This window comes from Pseudomonas sp. 02C 26 (genome assembly GCF_002843585.1).
Lineage (GTDB): Bacteria > Pseudomonadota > Gammaproteobacteria > Pseudomonadales > Pseudomonadaceae > Aquipseudomonas > Aquipseudomonas shirazensis.
The window spans coordinates 1,393,583-1,413,200 of record NZ_CP025262.1 but is presented as its reverse complement, the minus strand read 5'-3'; the positions used below and the strand labels follow the sequence as shown (position 1 = coordinate 1,413,200).

The window sequence follows — 19,618 nt, the reverse complement described above, 5'->3', positions numbered from 1 at the left end:
TCCGATTCGAGTCAGAGCAGATCACATGGCGTTGCCGACCTTAAGAATCATTGGTTTCATCATCGGCATCTTCCTGATCACCCTGGCGGTCAGCATGGTCGTGCCGATGGCCACCCTGCTGGTATTCGAACGCACCGGCGACATGCCGTCGTTTCTCTGGTCAAGCCTGATCACCTTCATCGCCGGCCTGGCGCTGATCATCCCAGGCCGCCCCGAGCACGTGCACCTGCGCCCACGCGACATGTACCTGCTCACCGTCAGCAGTTGGCTGATCGTCTGCGTGTTCGCGGCGTTGCCGTTCCTGTTGACTCAGCACATCAGCTATACCAACGCCTTTTTCGAGAGCATGTCGGGGATTACCGCCACCGGTGCGACGGTGTTGAGCGGGCTGGACACCATGTCTCCTGGCATTCTCATGTGGCGCTCGATGCTGCACTGGCTGGGTGGTATCGGCTTTATCGCCATGGCGGTGGCGATCTTGCCGTTGCTGCGCATTGGTGGCATGCGCCTGTTCCAGACCGAGTCTTCGGACCGCTCGGAGAAGGTCATGCCGCGCTCGCACATGGTCGCCAAGTCGATCGTGCTGGTGTACGTCGGCATTACCTTCCTCGGTAGCCTGGCGTTCTGGTGGGCGGGCATGAGCCTGTTCGATGCGATCAACCACGCCATGTCGGCGATCTCCACCGGCGGTTTTTCCACCTCGGACCTGTCGCTGGCCAAGTGGGACATCCCGGCCGTGCACTGGGTTGCGGTAGTGGTGATGATCTTCGGCAGCATGCCGTTCACGCTGTATGTGGCGACGCTGCGCGGCAATCGCCGAGCGCTGTTCAAGGATCAACAGGTGCAGGGCTTGCTGGGCCTGCTGGTGATCACCTGGCTGGCACTTGGCACCTGGTACTGGGCAACCACCGAACTGCACTGGCTGGATGCCCTGCGCCACGTCGCGCTGAACGTCACCTCGATCGTTACCACCACCGGTTTCGCCTTGGGCGACTACAGCCTGTGGGGCAACTTCTCGCTGATGCTGTTTTTCTATCTGGGCTTTATCGGTGGCTGCTCCGGCTCGACGGCCGGCGGGATCAAGATCTTCCGCTTTCAGGTCGCCTACATCCTGCTCAAGGCCAGCCTCAATCAGTTGATCCACCCGCGCGCGGTGATCAAGCAGAAGTACAACGGCCATCGCCTGGATGAAGAGATCGTCCGCTCGATTCTGACTTTCTCGTTCTTCTTCGCCATCACCATCTGCGTAATCGCCCTGCTGCTGTCGCTGCTGGGGGTGGACTGGATGACAGCGCTGACCGGCGCCGCGGGCACTGTGTCCGGCGTAGGCCCGGGCCTGGGCGAAGTGATTGGCCCAGCGGGCAACTACGCCACTTTACCGGATGCCGCCAAGTGGATTTTGGCCGGCGGCATGCTGCTCGGCCGGCTGGAAATCATCACCGTGCTGGTTCTATGTATGCCGGCGTTCTGGCGTCACTAACCGCCTCGGCGCCCAGCCGCGAGCGGTATTCGCTGGGGGTGGCGTCGAACCAACGGCGGAATGCCCGGTAGAAATTGCTCGGGTCGGAAAAGCCCAGCAAGTAGGCGGTTTCGAGCAGGGTCATGCCTGATTGGGCCAGGTACTGCTCGGCCAACTCGCGACGGGTGTCGTCGAGCAGCGTCTGGAAACTGGTGCCCTCCTCCTGCAAACGCCGCTGCAGGGTGCGCTGAGACATGTGCAGCGCCTGCGCCACGGTTTCGCGTTTGGGCTCGCCCTGGGGCAGGATCCGGCACAACACCTGCCGCACCCGGTGGGTGACGCGGCTTTCCGAGAAGCGCGCCAGATATTCGCCGGCAAAGCGGTCATGCAACACCGCCATGGCTTCATTGGCGGTGGGCAATGGCGCTTCCATATCGGCCCGCTCGAACACCAACGCGTCGTGAGCAGCGCCAAATACCAGCGGCGAGTGAAAGGCTACCTTGTAAGGCTCGATGTCGTCAGGCTGTGGCCCTTGGATAAGCACGCGCCGCGGCTGGATCGGTCGCCCGCTCAACCATTTGCTCAGCGCCAGCGCGCACGCCAGCGAGGCTTCGGCACTGTGGCGGGTTGGCGGCAGGTGATCGCCGTGCACGGTCAGCACCAGCGAGTAACCCTCAGGCCCGAGGCGGAAGCTCAGGTCCGAACTTTCGGCGATGATCCGCTGGTAGCGCACCAGCCGTTCGAAGCCCTCGGCCAGGGTACGGCTGGACATCAACGCATAACCGACCACATGAAACGATGCCGGGCGTACCACCCGCGCCATGTTCAAGCCGATCGCCTGGTTACCCGACAGCTCGACCGCCAGTTGCCACAGGCGGGTCATCGAATCCTGCGGGAAGCGCGCGTCCGGGTCATCCAGCGCAGCGAAGTCCAGGCCGAGTTCCTTGAACATGGCCTGGCAGTCGAGGCCTTCCAGCTCGAGGGCCTTGACGATGCCGGATGCCCAGCTGGCGGATGTGGTTCTTTCACTCATAACCGGCTTCTTGTGCTGACCGCTCCTGCGGTGAATGCCAAGGATACTCAATTGGCGCTTATTGTCACTGGCCCGCTTTGCCTATGACTCTAGACTCTAATCAGGCTCCACGCCGTGTACCCACGCCATAAGCAGTTGCTCAGGGAGCGAAATAATGGACCGCACAGCGCAGTTTCGCAGTTTTGCCGAGTTCTACCCCTTCTACCTCGGCGAGCACAGCAACCCCACCTGCCGGCGGCTGCACTTCGTCGGCACCAGCCTGGTGATAGCACTGCTCGCCTACACCATTGCCAGCGGCAAATGGTTGTTGCTGTTGTTGATCCCGGTTGCCGGATATGGCTTTGCCTGGATCGGGCATTTTGTCTTCGAGAAGAATCGCCCGGCGACGTTCGATCATCCGTGGTATAGCCTGATCGGCGACTTCGCGATGTTCCGTGACGTCTTGCTGGGCAAGGTCAGCTTGTAAGGCGCCAGGGCTGCGTACACGCTGATGCGCGGCACGGGATGGGCGAATTGGCCACAGACAGCGCCCCCGCCTGCGCTTAAACTGGCTCGCACCTGTCATCAGCCATCGCTGCGCCACGCCTCGTACCTATCGCCAGCGGTCCGCACAGAGGACTCCCATGACACCCCGCACCGCCCTCGGCGCTCTGCACATCGGCGCGCTGCTGTTTGGCCTGACCGGTGTATTCGGCAAGCTCGCTGTCTCGGCCAGCCCGGCCATCATTGTTTTTGGCCGTGCCGCCTTCGCCGTGCTGGCGCTGGGTCTGTTTGCCCAGTTCATGCGTCAGACCTGGCAACCACTCAAAGGCGCTGATGTGCGCCGTCTGCTGCTTGGCGGCGTGTTGCTGGCCGGTCATTGGGTGAGCTTTTTCATCGCGGTCAAGGTTGCCGGCGTGGCCATCGCCACCCTGGGCTTTGCCAGCTTCCCGGCGTTCACGGTGATCCTTGAAGGGCTGTTGTTTCGCGAGCGCATCCGTCGCAACGAGCTGATGCTGGTCGTGCTGGTGAGCATCGGCCTGATCCTCGTCACGCCCGCCTTCGACCTGGCCAGCGAGGCCACCAGTGGCCTGCTCTGGGCATTGTTTTCGGGGCTACTGTTCTCGCTGCTGTCGCTGACCAACCGCGCGGGTGGCGCGCGCTTGCCGGCGGCGCAGGCAGCGCTCTGGCAGAATCTGGTGGTAGCGCTGTGCCTGGTGCCGTTCGCAGCGCCGGGTCTGGCCGACGTTCGCGCTGTCGACTGGCTCTGGATCAGCCTGCTTGGGGTGTTCTGTACCGGCATCGCGCACAGCCTGTTCGTCGCTGCGCTGGCGGTGATCAAGGCGCGCACCGCCGCCGTGGTGTTCGGCATGGAGCCGGTCTATGGCATCGCCGTGGCCTGGGCGTTATTCGCCGAGCGGCCTTCGCTGACCATGCTCGCCGGCGGCGCCTTGATCGTGCTGGCGATCATCCTCTCCAGCCGCCTGGCCAGCGAGCCGGCCAGCGCCGCCAAGCCTGCAACCCAGGGCAGCTGATCAGCGATCGTTGTGGCCGAGGTCGCGCTGCGGGTCGATCTGGTCGCGTACGCGCTGTTTGAGCTGCTTGGCCTCGGGGAAGCCGCCATCCGCCTTGCGCTCCCAGATCTGCACACCGTTGCAGGTGACCCGGAACACGCCACCAGTGCCTGGCTCCAGCGCGACCCGGGTCAGATCGTCGGCAAAGGTGCTGAGCAGCTCCTGCGCCAGCCAGGCGGCGCGCAGCAGCCATTGGCACTGAGTGCAATAATTGATGACTATTTCGGGCTTGCTCGCAGACATGATCAGCTATCTCCAGAGTGTTGGCCGCTTATACTAGCGGCCTTTCCCTCTGCTTTGAGACTGGACGATGCACCGCTTGCTGTTGTGCCTGATGCTGCTGCTTACCTGTTTGCCGATCACAGCTGCCGAACACACCCGGCCCAAGGTCGGCCTGGTGCTATCTGGCGGCGCAGCCAGGGGCCTGGCGCACATCGGCGTGCTCAAGGCGCTGGAAGAGCAAGGCGTGCGCGTCGATGCCATTGCCGGCACCAGCATGGGGGCGGTCATTGGCGGCCTGTATGCCTCGGGCTACAGCGTCGAAGAGCTGGAAAAACTCGCCACCACACTTGACTGGCAGCAGGCGCTGTCCGATGCGCCACCGCGCAAGGACGTGCCGTTCCGGCGCAAGCAGGATGATCGCGATTTTCTGGTCAAGCAGAAGCTGAGCTTTCGCGACGACGGCAGCCTGGGCCTGCCGCTGGGGGTGATCCAGGGTCAGAACCTCGCCCTGCTGCTGGAAAGCAAATTGGCCCACACCGCTGATACCCGCGACTTCGACAAACTGCCGATCCCCTTCCGCGCCGTCGCAACCGATATCGCCAGTGGCGAAAAAGTGGTGTTCCGCCGTGGCCACCTGCCGCAGGTGATCCGCGCCAGCATGTCGATCCCGGCGGTGTTCGCCCCAGTCGAGATGGATGGGCGCTTGCTGGTCGACGGCGGCATGGTCGACAACATCCCGCTGGATGTCGCCCGCGAGATGGGCGTCGATCTGGCCATTGTGGTCGACATCGGTACTCCGTTGCGCGACCGCAAGCAACTGAACACGGTAGTGGATGTGCTCAACCAGTCGATCACCCTGATGACCCGGCGAAACTCCGAAGAGCAACTGGCCAACCTGCACCGCGATGACATCCTGATTCAGCCGCCCTTGGCGGCATTCGGCGTCACTGACTTCGGCCGCACCGACGAGATGATCGAGGCCGGCTACCGCGCCACCCGTGCTCTTGATGCCCGGCTGGCTACACTGCGCCAGGCTGAGGGCGATACTCAGCTCGCCATCGCCCGCTCGCCGCGCCAGCGCACCCCGGTGATTACCGCAATCAAGGTCGAGAATGATTCGAAGGTCAGCGACGACGTGATCCGCTACTACGTTCGCCAGCCGATTGGCGAGCCACTGGAGCTGGAGCGTCTGCAGACCGACATGGGTACCCTGTATGGCCTGGATTACTTTGACGGTGTGCAGTACCGCGTGGTGCACAAGGGCGACGACAACACCCTGGTGATCAAGGCCAGCGGCAAACGGGGCGGTACCGACTACCTACGCCTGGGCCTCAACCTGTCGGACGACATGCGCGGCGACAGCGCCTTCAACCTCGGCGCCAGCTACCGCATCAATGGCATCAATCGGCTGGGCGGTGAATGGCTGACGCGGGCGCAGATCGGCGATCAGCAAGAGCTGTACAGCGAGTTCTATCAGCCGCTGGACATCGGTTCGCGATATTTCGTCGCGCCGTATCTGGATCTGGGTTCACAGAACATCGAAGCGACACTGGAAAATGACCCGATCGCCGAATACCGCCTGCAACGCTATGGTTTCGGCATCAACCTCGGCCGCCAGATCGGTACCTATGGCGAGGTGCGTGCAGGCGTGGGCAAGGCCTGGGGCAACGCCGACGTTCGCATTGGTGATCAGGACCTGCCCTCGGTCAGCTTCAACGAAGGTTTCTACGAGCTCAAGTACTCGTTCGATACGCTGGACAACGTGTACTTCCCGCACAGTGGCGAAGACATCGGCCTGACTCTGCGCAACTACGACAAGTCGCTGGATTCGGACAGCAACTATCGTCAGTGGGAGCTGAACGTGGACAAGGCACTCAGCAGCGGCGCCGACACGCTGGTGCTTGGCGGGCGCTACGGACGCACGCTGAACGACGCCGACGTGGTCACTTCGAGCTTCGTGCTCGGTGGCGCCCGGCAGCTGTCGGGCTTCCGTCAGGATTCGGTGTCGGGGCAGAACATCAGCCTGATGCGGATGGTCTATTACCGGCGCCTGACGCCACGCGCCTACCTGCCGCTGGACTTCCCGCTGTACATCGGCGGCTCGCTCGAACGCGGCCGGGCCTGGAACAACGACAATGACTTCGACAGTGGCTACATCAACGCCGCGAGCATATTTTTAGGGTTGGAGACGCCGCTAGGGCCGTTGAACCTCAGTTATGGGGCCAACAGCGAGCAGCAGAAAGCGGTATATCTCAATCTGGGCCACACGTTCTGATTGAACGCGGCCAGGGCTGCCTCTGCATGGCAGCCCTGGCGTCGCCTCAGGATTTTTCCAGGTTGCCGAGAATCTTTGCGTGGACCCGCATGCAGATATCCAGGTCAGCCTCGTCTACCCCGCTGAACAGTTCGGTACGCAGCTGGTTGGCGATGGTTTCGATTTGCTCAATCAGCGGCTTGGCGGGTGGGCAGAGCAGAATCTTTTTGGCACGACGATCTTCCAGCACCGCCTGGCGGCGCACCAGACCCTGGGTTTCCAGGCTGTCGAGCAGGCGCGCCAGCGTTGGGCCTTCAACGCCCACGCTCTGCGCCAGTTCACGCTGGGTCGGAGCTTCGGCGAAGCGAGCGAGGTGCAACAGCACCAACCAGCGAGCCTGAGACAGATTCAGCCCGGCCAGTCGGCGATCCAGTTCAGCGCGCCAGCCCCGGGACATCTGGGCCAGTTGCATGCCAAAGCGGTGTTGATTGTCGGTAAGCGGCATAAACAACTCGATGGATAGAACTAATTATTAGCCAGCTAATCATGGCCTTGCGCTCCAGGCAAGGCTGGGCGTCACGGAAATGTCCGATAATCATCAAAAAATATGACAAGGATCAGCCAGATGCCGCGCTCAGCGGCATCGCGCCTGGTTACAGCTCAAACTCTGCCGCCAGCGCAGCGCGGATGCAATACAGCACACCCTCCGGCACGCGCTGGGCGAATTGCGCTGCGATCTCCGCCACCGGCGGTAGCTCGCCTTCGCCATCAAGGAAGGCATCCTGCACTTCCATCATCAGGTCTTCGGGCAAGTCCAGCGCCTGGTCCAGGCTAAGTTCCTGACGGCCGAGCGCCTCGGCCAACAGGCTGTAGACATTCTTTTCGCTGCAATTGAGCTGGCCGGCAATCTGCATCGGCGTCATGCCCGCCCGCGCCAGGCTTACCAGTTCGTGGCGAAGGTCAAGCACCACCTTTGGCGCCTGCGTGCTCTCGCCGCCGTTGAGCACCTCGAGAAACGCCTGGCCATAGCGCTCCAGTTTGCGCGCGCCGACACCACTGACCTGACCCATGTCGGCAAGGCTTGCAGGCTGACTGCGGAGCATTTCCAGCAACGTCGAATCGGGGAAGATGACGTAAGGCGGTACGCTGTGCTCTTCAGCCAGCTTGCGCCGCAGGGTGCGCAAGGCTTCCCACATCTCGCGCTCTTCGCCACGCACCAACTGGCTGGCCGGGCTGCCACCGCTGGAGCTCTTGGCACTGGTCTGTGGTTTGAGGTCGCGACGCAGCTGCAGGTTGACCTCGCCACGCAGCAATGGCCGGCAGCTGTCGGACAGGCGCAGGCCGCCGTAGCCTTCGAGGTCGATATCGACCAGGCCACGCGCGACCAGCTGGCGGAACAGCGAGCGCCACTCATGTTCACTCAGGGACTTACCGACGCCGTAGACCGAGAGCTTCTCGTGACCAAAGCTGCGGATCTTCTCGTTGTCCTTGCCCAGCAGCACATCGACCAGATGACCAACGCCGTAGCGCTGACCGGTACGAAACACCGCCGACAGGGCCTGACGTGCAGGCTCGGTTGCGTCCCAGGTCTGCACCTTGTCGACGCAGTTGTCACAGTGACCGCAGGGCTGTTCGAGGACTTCGTCGAAGTAGGCCAGCAGCGACTGTCGGCGGCAGCGGGTTTCTTCACACAGGGCCAGCATGGCGTCGAGTTTGTGCTGCTCGACCCGTTTGTGACGCTCGTCACCTTCGGAGTTCTGCAACATCTGCTTGAGCATGACCATATCTTGCAGGCCGTAGGCCATCCAGGCGTCGGCGGGCAAGCCGTCACGACCGGCACGACCAGTCTCCTGGTAATACGCCTCGAGCGACTTGGGCAAGTCGAGGTGGGCAACGAAGCGCACGTTGGGCTTGTCGATGCCCATACCAAATGCAATGGTCGCAACCATGATCAGGCCTTCCTCGTTGAGGAAGCGGCGCTGGTTGCTGGCACGGGTGTCGGCGGCCAGGCCGGCATGGTAGGACAGTGCAGGAAAGCCCTGTTCGCAGAGAAACGCTGCGGTCTCGTCAACCTTTTTGCGTGACAGGCAGTAGACGATCCCGGCGTTGCCGCGGCGCTCGCCCAGAAACGCCATCAGCTGTTTGCGCGGCGCTTCCTTGGGCACGATGCGGTAAAAGATATTCGGTCGGTCGAAGCTCGACAGAAAGCGCTCGGCGCCCTGCAGGTGCAGACGCTGGACGATCTCTTCGCGGGTGCGCATGTCGGCGGTGGCGGTCAGGGCGATGCGCGGCACATGCGGAAACTGTTCGGCCAGTTGGCCCAATTGCAGGTACTCAGGCCGGAAGTCATGGCCCCACTGCGACACGCAGTGCGCTTCGTCGATGGCGAACAGCGATACGTCGAGGCCCTGCAGGAACTCGAGCATGCGTGGTTGCACCAAGCGCTCAGGCGCGAGGTAGAGCATCTTCACCTCGCCGCGGCGCAAGCGCCCGGCCAGCTCGCGTTGCTGCTCGGGACTCAGGGTCGAATTCAGGGCTGCCGCGGCCACGCCGAGTTCGTCGAGGGTGGCAACCTGGTCGTCCATCAAGGCGATCAGTGGCGATACCACCACAGTCAAGCCGGGCCGCAACAAGCCAGGGACCTGGAAGCACAGCGACTTGCCGCCGCCGGTAGGCATCAGTACCAAGGCATCGCCGCCATTGGCCACACATTCGATGATCGCTGCCTGGCGCCCCCGGAAACTGTCGTAGCCGAAGATGTCCTTGAGGACGCGCTGAGCCTGTTCGAGCATTGCAAACTCCGAAATCGCCGTATCATTCCCGAACACAGGCTGGACGATAAACTCGTCCGGCACACGCGCGAATGCGTAAGCAGCTTTTGCCAAGGGCCGCACAAACACTGTGCCCGGCTGAAAACCGCGGATTATACCCCAGCGACGAGTGCTAAAGGACGCTACGGTGACAGACGTTCCCTTTGCCCCGTGATCGCAGCAAGGTGCTAGAATTCGTTATCGTTTATTCTTCAAGGTAGCCCCGTAATGTCCTTCGCCGAGCAACTGACCCGCCTGCAAGTCTTCCTCGATGCCGACGAGCTGCACGAAGAAGCGCTGGATTACGTCGCCGCCCACGGCTACCTGACCGCGCTTTCGATCACTTCCGAGGCCGTTCCTGACCGCGAATGGATCGACGCGCTGTTTGCCGAAGAGCCCAAGTACAGCAGCGACGCGCAGCGGGTCGAAATCGAAGCCACGCTGGTCGCCCTCAAGGCCCACATCAGCCGTCAACTGGCCAGTGACGAAGAGTTCGAGCTGCCGTGCGACCTCGACCTGGGTGAAGACCCGGACGACTCCGATCTGCGCGGCTGGTGCATCGGCTTCATGGAAGGCGTGTTCCTGCGTGAAGAAGCCTGGTTCGAGAACGCCGAAGAAGAAGTCAGCGAAATGCTGCTGCCGATCATGGTCGGTTCGGGTCTGTTCGATGAGCAGCCAGAGTTTGAAGACATTGCCAAGGACGCCAACCTGCAGGACGACATGATCGTGCAGATTCCGGAAGCCCTGACCGCGCTGTACCTGCTGCTGCACGCTCCGGAAGAAAAGCCAGCCCTGCTCAAGCCGCGCCATCACTGACAGCAGTCATGCGCTACCTGTTGCTGGCCGCTGGCTGGCTCAGCGTTGCGCTGGGGGTATTGGGGATTTTCCTGCCGGTATTGCCAACCACCCCCTTTCTGCTGCTGGCGGCCGCCTGCTTCGCCCGCAGCTCGCCGCGCTTCCACGCCTGGCTGGTCAATCACCCGCAGTTGGGACCGTGGATTCGCGACTACCTCGGTGGTGAAGGGATCCCGCTCAAGGGCAAGGTCTACGCTATTGGCCTGATGTGGGCCAGTATCGGTTTGTCCTGCTATCTGGTGCCACTCTTTTGGGCAAGACTGTTCATGCTCACCAGCGCAGTGCTGGTGAGCCTGTACATTCTCAAGCAGAAGACCCTGCGCCGCAGTTGAGCCCGTCCTCCAGGGCACTGCCAGGCCGGCACTCACCTACCTTGCGAACTATGAGATATCGTTGATCCAATTGAGATAGCCGGGGCTGCTGCGCAGCCCTTTCGCGACACAAGGCCGCTCCTACAGGGTCCGCGCATGACTGACTAGCGCGGTCCCTGTAGGAGCGGCCTTGTGTCGCGAAAGGGCCGCAAAGCGGCCCCAGCGGGCTCAAGATGAGTCAAACAACCTTAGACGGTATCCACCTTCAACGAATGATCGTTGAGCATGCCGTTGATAATGGTTGCGGTGTCATGCCCGGATGCAATCAGTCCACCCGCCCCCGCCGTTACGCCATAGTGCTGGGCAAGGTCGACGCCGGCCAGGTCGATGGTCTGACTCGGTGCCGCACCGGCCACGCTGCTGACTTCGATGGTCGACACCACCGTACCTCCCGCTGCGCTGACCTTGAAGTGCAGGAAGTCATCCAGTGAAGCCGCCGCGCCACCATCGCCCTGAAGCAATTGCGACAGGTCAAGATGATCAGCGCCTGGCGTGAAGTCAGTCACAGTGTCGTGGCCGGTGTCACCCTTCTGCCAGACGAAGGTGTCATTGCCGCCGCCCCCGGTCAGCAGGTCATCACCCCGACCGCCAATCAGCACGTTGTCATTGGCGTTGCCAATCAAGGTGTCGTGGTAGTCCGAGCCGATCAGGTTGTCGATCCTGACCAGGGTGTCCAGCCCACCGCCGCCGGTATCCTGCTGGCCCACCAGGTTGAGGTCGACCACTACGCCTGCCTTGGCTGTGGCATAGCTGACGGTATCAATACCGTGACCGCCTTCGAGCAGGTCATTGCCTGGGCTGCTTACCAGCTCCGCCTCGCCTTTGCCATCCTCCACCGCCAACAACGTATCGGCGGTCAGCGCGCTGCCAGTGCTGTCTGCGTGGTAGACGATGTCTGCAGTGCCAGTTGCCGGGTCGCTGCCAACTGTCTGGCCGACAGGGTGGCTCTGGCCTTGGACATTGCTCGAATCGATCAGCAGGCTGAGCTTGAAGCTGTCCTGCGCCGGGGCAGTGCTGTCGGTCGTGCTGGTCAGCTGGATGCTGTACAGGCCATCGTGGCTGGCGGTGAAGCTGCCGCCGTCCGCCACAGGGTGATAGCTGCCAGCTGCGCCTTTCCATTCCATGAGCAAGTTGCCCAGCGCGCGATCGTGGTCGAGGGTGAGCGTCTCACCCTTGCGCAGGGCCACCGTGTACACGTCCTGCTCGCCGGCGTGGCTGCTGCCCATCTGCGCCAGATAGCCGGCCACCACCAGCGCGGAGGTCATGGCGCCGCTGTTGGCAGCGAACGCGCTGCGAGCAAGCTCCTTGAGCGAGCCGGTGGCTTTGTGTTCGTCAACGTCGAACCGGATCGGCGCCGCTTTGTCAGTGGCCGCCGAGCGAGCGCCAACAGCTCCATCAGCGCAGCCCGCCTGGCTGGCGTCCTGGACGTTGAAGGTCACCGTCGTAGTGCTTTCATCACCGTCGGCGTCACGGATGGTGTAGACGAAGGTGTCGGTAGCTCCAGCCGGTGACACGCTGTTGGGGTTGGCGTGATAAACGCCATTACCGTTGGCATCCAGCGTTGCGTAACCATAAGCGCCTTGCACCTCTGTGCCGAGCTGGCCCACAGCAGAAGTCGAGGTGTCGCTGCCGGCGCGGATCCCGATCACATACTGGCCAGCGGCAGAGACGTCGGCGCCGATCACGTCATTCCACAGCAGGTTGCCCGTCACGCTGCTGCCTTCGACCACATTGGCGAAGTCGCAGTGGGCTTGGGGCACGTCATCGACAATGCTGACGACGATGTTGCTGGTGGTGGTGTTGCCGAGCGAGTCCTTGACTTGATAGGTGAAGGTTTCGGTGACGATATTGGGGCCATCGTTCTGTTGCGGCGAAGTGCTGGCAGGCGAAGTCAGGGTATAGGTGTAAGAGCCATCACCGTTGACCTGGATCTGGCCGAAATGGCCCTCGGCATTGCCGACCAGGCTGTAGGTGAGGATGCCTACGCCGCCGCTCACGGCGCCAACCAAGGTGCCGCTGGCTGTTTCAGCGGCCGATCCCGGCTGGCTGCCGAGCACAGTGCCCGGAGCCAGGTCGTGGCAGTCCTTGTTCAGGTCCAGAGCGTTTTCGTAGACAGTGACGTCGTGATCCGGTGTCGCCACCATCTGGCAGTTGAGCACGTTGATACTGACCGTCGCGGTGCTCTGGTCACCGTCGGCATCACGGATGGTGTAGACGAAGGTATCCGTGGCGCCCTCTGGGGCATTGCTGTTGGGGTACGAGTGGTAAACCCCGTTACCTTCGGCATCGAGGGTGATGTAGCCGTAGGTGCCCTGGACATTGACGCCGAGTTGGCCAGAGGCAGGCGTCGAGGTATCGGACCCAGCGCGCACACCGACCACGTATTTGCCCTCGGCAGAAACATCCGCGCCGATCACGTCGTTGAGCAGTACGTTACCGCTGACCTGACCGCCCATTTCCACTCGGGCAACGTCGCAATGGGCTTGGGGCACGTCATCGACGATGCTGATGACGATGTTGCTGGTGGTGGTATTACCGAGCGAATCCTTGACCTGATAGGTAAAGGTCTCGGTGATGATGTTCGGCCCGTCGTTCTGATGGGTCGGCGAATTCGCAGGCGAGGTCAGGGTGTAGGTGTATGAGCCGTCACCGTTTACGTGGATCTGGCCGAATTGCCCTTCGGTGTTGCCTACTAGGCTGTAGGTCAAAGCCCCAACGCCGCCTGTGACCGAACCGACCAAGGTCCCACTGGCTGTTTCGCCGGACGAGCCAGGTTGGCTGCCGGTGACGGTGCCGGGCGCCAGGTCGTTGCCGTCCTTGGTCAGGTCCAGAGCGTTTTCATGGACGGTGACATCGTGGTCTTGTGCAGCAACTATCTGGCAGTTGAGCACGTTAATGGTGACAGTCGCGGTGCTCTCATCGCCGTCAGCGTCGCGAATGGTATAGACGAAGGTATCCGTCGCGCCTGCTGGAGCATTGCTGTTCGGGTACGAGTGGTAAACCCCGTTACCTTCGGCATCGAGGATGATGTAGCCGTAAGTGCCCTGGACGTTAACGCCCAGTTGGCCAGAAGCAGGCGTCGAAGTATCTGAACCGGCCCGCACGCCGACCACGTACTTGCCATCGGCAGAAACATCCGCGCCGATCACATCATTGAGCAGCACGTTGCCACTGACCTGCCCACCCATTTCCACACGAGCAACATCGCAATGCGCCTGTGGCACGTCATCGACGATGCTGATGACGATGTTGCTGGTGGTGGTATTACCGAGCGAGTCCTTGACCTGGTAGGTAAAGCTCTCGGTAATGATGTTCGGCCCGTCGTTCTGATGGGTCGGCGAATTCGCAGGCGAGGTCAGGGTGTAGGTGTAGGAGCCATCGGCGTTGACCTGAATCTGCCCGAATTGCCCTGCAGTGTTGCCCACCAGGCTGTAGGTCAAAGCCCCAACGCCGCCTGTGACCGAACCGACCAAGGTCCCACTGGCTGTTTCGCCAATCGAGCCAGGTTGGCTGCCGGTGACGGTGCCGGGCGCCAGGTCGTTGCCGTCCTTGGTCAGGTCCAGAGCGTTTTCATGGACGGTGACATCGTGGTCTTGTGCAGCAACCATCTGGCAGTTGAGCACGTTAATGGTGACGGTCGCGGTGCTCTCATCGCCGTCAGCGTCGCGAATGGTATAGACGAAGGTATCCGTCGCGCCTTCTGGAGCATTGCTGTTCGGGTACGAGTGGTAAACCCCGTTACCTTCGGCATCGAGGGTGATGTAGCCGTAAGTGCCCTGGACGTTAACGCCCAGTTGGCCAGAAGCAGGCGTCGAAGTATCTGAACCGGCCCGCACGCCGACCACGTACTTGCCATCGGCAGAAACATCCGCGCCGATCACATCATTGAGCAGTACGTTACCGCTGACCTGCCCACCCATTTCCACTCGCGCAACGTCGCAGTGCGCTTGGGGCACGTCGTCGACGATGCTGATGACGATGTTGCTGGTGGTGGTATTACCGAGCGAATCCTTGACCTGATAGGTAAAGCTCTCGGTAATGACGTTCGGCCCGTCATTTTGATGGGTCGGCGAATTCGCCGGCGAGGTCAGGGTGTAGGTGTAGGAGCCATCGGCGTTGACCTGAATCTGCCCGAATTGCCCTGCAGTGTTGCCAACCAGGCTGTAGGTCAAAGCGCCAACGCCGCCTGTGACCGAACCGACCAAGGTCCCACTGGCTGTTTCGCCGGTCGAGCCAGGTTGGCTGCCGGTGACGGTGCCAGGCGCGAGGTCGTTGCCGTCCTTGGTCATGTCCAAGGCGTTTTCATACACTGTAACGTCAGTATCCTGCCCGGCGATCATCTGGCAGTTGTTGACGTTGATGGTAATGGTCGTGGTGCTCTGATCGCCGTCAGCATCGCGGATGGTGTAGACAAACACATCGGTAGCACCAGCCGGTGCATTGCTGTTCGGGTAGGCGTGATAAACGCCGTTACCTTCGGCATCCAGCGTGATGTAGCCATAGGTGCCCTGGACATTGACGCCCAACTGTCCAGAGGCCGGCGTGGAGGTATCCGAGCCGGCACGCACGCCAACTACATAGCGGCCATCGGCCAAGTCATCGGCGCCAATCACATCATTGGCCAGCACGTTGCCGCTGACCTGACCGCCTGCTTCGACTCTGGCGAAGTCGCAGTGCGCCTGCGGCACATCATCGACGATGGTTACATCGAGGCTGCCAGTGGCGGTACTGCCGTCGGTGTCCTTGGCAACGACCGTGAAGCTTTCCTGCAACCCATTGGTGCCGTTGCCATCCGGATGGGTTTCGTTGTCGAGCAAGGTGTAGGTGTAGCTGACCACCCCTGTCGTAGGGTTGTAGCCGGTGATGGTGAGGGTGTTGCCCAGCGCGGTAGTGATCGTCTGCGGGAAGCCTGCGGCTACGCCGCCACTGATTACGTTGATGCCGCCGACGCTCAAAGATTGCAGGCCATCCGCCGCAATCACCGTGAAGGTGCCGCCTTGTTGCAGGGCCGGGCCGTCAGCTGCGCTGCCATCGATCAGGTTTTTCTCGTAAACGGTAACCTCGCCTCCGCTCACGTCGAGGCCGCCAAGTGTTACCGGGTCATTGAGGTTGCTGATGTTCAGGGTCAGGGTCGCACTGCTGGTGTCACCGTCAGCGTCTTTGATGGTGTAGGTGAAGGTCTCGATACCATTGCCACCGCCGGTAAGGCCGTTGAAATCGGCATCGTCAACGTTGAGGGTGTAGGTGTAGGTGCCATCCGCAGCCAGCACCAGCGTGCCGTAGGTACCAGTGAAGGTGCCGGCAACCACCGGGCCACCCACGACCCGGTCAGCGCCTTGTACGTCATTGCTGAGGACATTGCCGCTGAGTTCCACCTGCTGTTCTGTGGCCGTTACCGCGTTGGTGTCATCCACCGCCTTGGGCACATCGTCGACAATGCTCACGTCAAGGTTGGCCGAGGCAGTGCTGCCATCGCTGTCCTGGGCTGTCACGACAAATGTTTCGCCCAGGCTGTTGTTGCCGTTGCCGGTGGCGTGGGCTTCATTGTCGAGCAGCGTGTAGCTGTAGCTCACCACGCCTGTGGCCGGGTTGTAGCCGGTGATGGTCAGTGTGTTGCCCAGCGCGGTCGTGATCGACTGTGGGAAACCGCCTGCTGCGCCGCCGCTGACTACCGTGATGCCGCCCACGCTCAGGCTCTGCAAGCCATCTGGCGCGGCAACGGTAAAGGTTCCGTTCTGCGTCAGCGCAGCGCCGTCTGACGCGCTGCCATCGACCAGATTCTTTTCATAGACAATCAGCTCACCACCGGCGACATCCAGCCCGCCGATCGTCACTGGGTCGTTGAGATTGCTGATGTTCAGCGTCAGGGTCGCGCTGCTGGTATCGCCGTCGGCGTCTCTGATGGTGTAGGTAAAGCTCTCGGTGCCACTGCCGCCACCTTTGAGCCCTTTGAAATCAGGGTCATCGGCGTTGAGGGTATAGGTGTAGCTACCGTCCGCAGCCAGCACCAATGTGCCGTAGGTGCCGCTGAAGGTACCGGCAATCACCGGCCCGCCGACGACCCGGTCGGCGCCCTGCACATCGTTGTTGAGTACGTTGCCGGTCAACTCAAGCTGCTGCTCGGTGGCTGTCACTGCGTTGCTGTCATTCACCGCTTTGGGCACATCGTCACGAATGATCACGTCGAGGCTGCCGCTGGCTACATCGCCATCGCTGTCGCTGACCTGCACCGGGAACTGCTCGCCGATCAGGTTGCTGCCGCCACCGTTGGCGTGCTGCTCAGTGCCGTTAAGGGTGTAGCTGTAATTGACCACGCCGGTCGCCGGGTTGTAGCCGGTGATGGTCAGGGTGTTGCCAAGGGCGGTGGTGATGGATTGGCCAATACCGGTAACCACCCCGCCGGTGACTACGTTGATGCCACCTACGCTGAGATTGAACACGCCGTCGGCGGCGATAACGGTGAACGAGCCTTGCTGGGTCAGCGCCGCCGGGTTGCTGTCGGAGCCGTCGGGCAGGTTGGCCTCGTCGAGGATCAGTTCGCCGGGGCTGACATCAAGGCCTTGCAGGGTGACCGGGTTGTCTGGCGGATTCACCGGAGGTGGGGACGCGGGCGGCAGCACATCGTCGGAACTGGTCGGATCGAGGTCACCAATGTAGCCATTGACCAACAGCGGTACACCGTTGAAGCCCGCAGTCGGGAAGCCAACCGTAGGGTCTACGCGATCGGCAACTTCAGTCAGCATGACAAAGCTGTGGCCGCCGCCCAAAGCGCCTGGGGCACCTCCATTGGGCCCAGCCGCGGTAGCCTCGGCCTCTTCACTAGGGTCGGCACCCGCAGCGATGGCTTGTTGCAAGCGCTCGACATCGGTCAGCTGCGCCTGGCTGGGGGCGACGTCGTCGGTCTGCACATGGGCGGCCTGATTAGCCAGCAGCTCTGGCGACATCTGCAGGCTGCTGTCGCGGCCCAGGGTCAGCTCTGCGCCGTTGTCCAGGCGCACCGCAATGGCTCCGGCGTTACCGGTTTCGAGCTGTTCGCCAGCATAGAGTCGGTCGCCTTCGTCCAACAGGCGGCGGCTGCCGTCGCTGTCGACCGCGAAAACCTGGCCGACCACCTTGCTGACCACTCCGATAAATTTAGCCATGCCCTACGTCTCCCCTGCCGAACGGATCCTGCAGCTTGAATGCAGCAAAAACACAGTGGCGCCAGGCCGAATAAAGGCGTCAATCAAACGCCAAAAGTCAGCAAACAGCTCTACACTGCGCAGGCCAAGCCGATAGAGATGATGGAATTTTGCTACTACAGAGTGACAATTAATTGTCGCCAAATTCCGACACGGCCCGTTTTCACTGAGTTCTTAGCTGCAAAAGTTCTGGAACTTGTTGCAATGACCTAAAACCGCTGACTACAGCTTGATTTATAGGCCCGTTGAGTAGAACAATGTCGCGGATTCTTTAGACCGCATAAGTTTTTTTTCGCATAGACCTTATGAACAAATCTTCTTAGCTCGCGCGTTAAATGTTCTTAGCTCTGTTGTTACAAACTTGAAACGGTCTACCTCATAATAATCGTCATTTTTTTGGCGAATGCTGGACACTTTTAGAGACAATGGAGATGTACCCCATGCGCGTTCTTACCCCCATCACCAGTGCAATCCTGTTGGCCATGGCGAGTGCCAACATTCAGGCGATGTCGATCACCGAAGCCGTTCAGAACGCCGTGGATCATCACCCGCAAATCAGTTCCTATCGCAACAGCCGGTTGTCTGCCGACGAAGATGTGAAATTCGCCCGTGGCGGGTTCTACCCAAGCGTCGATCTGGTTGCAGGTTACGGTCGCCAGCGCTCCGACAACCTCAACACCCGTGGTCTGAACGCTGACGGCACGCGCAACCACAACAAAGAAACCATGAACTACACCCAGTCCGAGCTGCGTCTGCGCCAAATGCTGTTCGACGGTTTCAACACTTCCAACGAAGTCGGCCGTACCGAAGCGGTTTCCAACTCTCGTGCCTACTACACTCAGGCAATCGCCCAGGACGTCGCCCTGCGTACCATCGAGGTCTACCTCGAAGTGCTCAAGCGTCGCGAACTGGTGACCCTGGCCAAGAACAACATGCAAGCGCACCTGCGCGTCAACGACCAGATCGGCCTGCGCACCGAGCGCGGTGTCGGCAGCAGTGCTGACCTCGATCAGTCGCGCGCACGTCGTGCCCTGGCTGAAAACAACCTGGACACCGCCGAAGTCGATCTGGCTGACGCCGAAGCCAACTTCTACAGCGTGGTCGGGCTGATGCCGGACGAGCTGGAAACCCCTTCGACCATCAAGGTGGAAATGCCGAGCACGCTGGAAGACGCACGCCGCGGCATGCAGGAAAACAACCCGTACCTGCGTTCGGCTCAGGCCGATGTGAATGCCGCCGAGAAGCAGTACGAAGTCGCCAAGTCGACCTTCTACCCGCGTCTGGACGCCATCTTGGCCACCGGCGCCAACAACAACCTGGGCGGCGAGCGCGGCCACAGCAACAACGATTGGCAGGCAGGCGTCGAGCTGAACTACAACCTGTTCCGCGGCGGCAGCGACAAAGCTCGCCTGCAGTCGGACTCGCACAAGATCAACCAGGCGCTGGACATCCGCAACAACGCCCTGCGCGAACTCAACGAGAACCTGAGCCTGTCGTGGAACGCCATGAACAACGCGCGCAAGCAGACGCCGACCGCGCGCGAATACGCTGAAACCACCCAGCGCGTGCGTGCCGCCTATCAGGATCAGTTCGGTCTTGGTCAGCGTACCCTGCTCGACGTACTCGACAGTGAGAACGAGCTGTACAACGCCAACCGCCGTTACACCGAGGTGCGTTACACCGAGGAATACTCGATGTACCGCGTACTTTCGACCATGGGTGAATTGCTCAGCAAACAGCGTATTGCGCTGCCGGCAGAAGCCATCGCCAAGACTGAAGTACGCAGCGAAGCGAAGTTGCCCGAAATGCGTTGACCGTTATCGAGCAACGTTTCGGATGTAGCCGTACACCCTCCATTGCGGCAGGAGTAGGCCATCGTG

12 protein-coding genes are annotated in these 19,618 nt (G+C 61.4%); 7 read left to right on the top strand and 5 right to left on the bottom strand.

The annotated features are described in order from the left end of the window. The first annotated feature begins 25 nt into the window (after nt 1-25). The gene (locus CXQ80_RS06520; protein WP_101317666.1) at nt 26-1,480 is read left to right on the top strand and encodes a TrkH family potassium uptake protein; all 1,455 of its coding nucleotides are present in this window, start codon (nt 26-28) and stop codon (nt 1,478-1,480) included. Here CXQ80_RS06520 and CXQ80_RS06515 read toward each other — a convergent pair. Then, a complete protein-coding gene (locus tag CXQ80_RS06515; RefSeq protein ID WP_101317664.1) occupies nt 1,437-2,492 on the bottom strand; it encodes an AraC family transcriptional regulator in 1,056 nt (351 codons plus the stop codon). The two genes, CXQ80_RS06520 and CXQ80_RS06515, sit on opposite strands and share 44 nt — an antisense overlap. A gap of 154 nt (nt 2,493-2,646) precedes the next feature. Here CXQ80_RS06515 and CXQ80_RS06510 point away from each other — a divergent pair, with 154 nt between their 5' ends. Next, nucleotides 2,647-2,958 (top strand): DUF962 domain-containing protein, encoded by a 312-nt coding sequence (locus CXQ80_RS06510; protein WP_101317662.1) that lies wholly within the window; start codon nt 2,647-2,649, stop codon nt 2,956-2,958. Between the two features lie 157 nt (nt 2,959-3,115). Beyond that, nucleotides 3,116-4,006, top strand: a complete 891-nt coding sequence (locus tag CXQ80_RS06505) for a DMT family transporter (protein WP_101317660.1) — start codon at nt 3,116-3,118, stop codon at nt 4,004-4,006. Here CXQ80_RS06505 and CXQ80_RS06500 read toward each other — a convergent pair whose 3' ends face one another. After that, entirely contained in the window at nt 4,007-4,288 is a 282-nt protein-coding gene (locus CXQ80_RS06500; protein ID WP_101317658.1) for a SelT/SelW/SelH family protein, read from the bottom strand. 67 nt (nt 4,289-4,355) lie between these two features. On the opposite strand from CXQ80_RS06500, the gene CXQ80_RS06495 reads away from it, so the two are divergent. Continuing rightward, entirely contained in the window at nt 4,356-6,542 is a 2,187-nt protein-coding gene (locus CXQ80_RS06495; RefSeq protein ID WP_101317656.1) for a patatin-like phospholipase family protein, read from the top strand. A gap of 46 nt (nt 6,543-6,588) precedes the next feature. Here the strand turns inward: CXQ80_RS06495 and CXQ80_RS06490 are convergent, their stop codons facing one another. Both CXQ80_RS06490 and recQ read right to left on the bottom strand, forming a co-directional pair. Further along, the gene (locus tag CXQ80_RS06490; RefSeq protein ID WP_101317654.1) at nt 6,589-7,026 is read right to left on the bottom strand and encodes a MarR family transcriptional regulator; all 438 of its coding nucleotides are present in this window, start codon (nt 7,024-7,026) and stop codon (nt 6,589-6,591) included. A gap of 148 nt (nt 7,027-7,174) precedes the next feature. After that, nucleotides 7,175-9,313, bottom strand: coding sequence for a DNA helicase RecQ (gene recQ, locus CXQ80_RS06485; RefSeq protein ID WP_101317652.1), 2,139 nt, complete (start codon nt 9,311-9,313; stop codon nt 7,175-7,177). A 246-nt stretch (nt 9,314-9,559) separates the two neighbouring features. Between recQ and CXQ80_RS06475 the strand changes: the two genes are divergently transcribed. Both CXQ80_RS06475 and CXQ80_RS06470 read left to right on the top strand, forming a co-directional pair. Continuing rightward, nucleotides 9,560-10,147, top strand: a complete 588-nt coding sequence (locus CXQ80_RS06475; RefSeq protein ID WP_101317650.1) for a YecA family protein — start codon at nt 9,560-9,562, stop codon at nt 10,145-10,147. An 8-nt stretch (nt 10,148-10,155) separates the two neighbouring features. Continuing rightward, entirely contained in the window at nt 10,156-10,518 is a 363-nt protein-coding gene (locus CXQ80_RS06470; protein WP_101317648.1) for a YbaN family protein, read from the top strand. Nucleotides 10,519-10,745: 227 nt separating this feature from the next. Here CXQ80_RS06470 and CXQ80_RS06465 read toward each other — a convergent pair whose 3' ends face one another. Next, complete coding sequence (locus tag CXQ80_RS06465) at nt 10,746-17,699, bottom strand: retention module-containing protein (RefSeq protein ID WP_101317645.1); 6,954 nt, start codon at nt 17,697-17,699, stop codon at nt 10,746-10,748. Nucleotides 17,700-18,178: 479 nt separating this feature from the next. On the opposite strand from CXQ80_RS06465, the gene CXQ80_RS06455 reads away from it, so the two are divergent. Then, nucleotides 18,179-19,552 carry a TolC family outer membrane protein gene (locus tag CXQ80_RS06455; RefSeq protein WP_101317641.1) on the top strand — a complete coding sequence of 458 codons (1,374 nt, stop codon included), beginning with the start codon at nt 18,179-18,181 and terminating at the stop codon, nt 19,550-19,552. Nucleotides 19,553-19,618 lie beyond the last annotated feature (66 nt).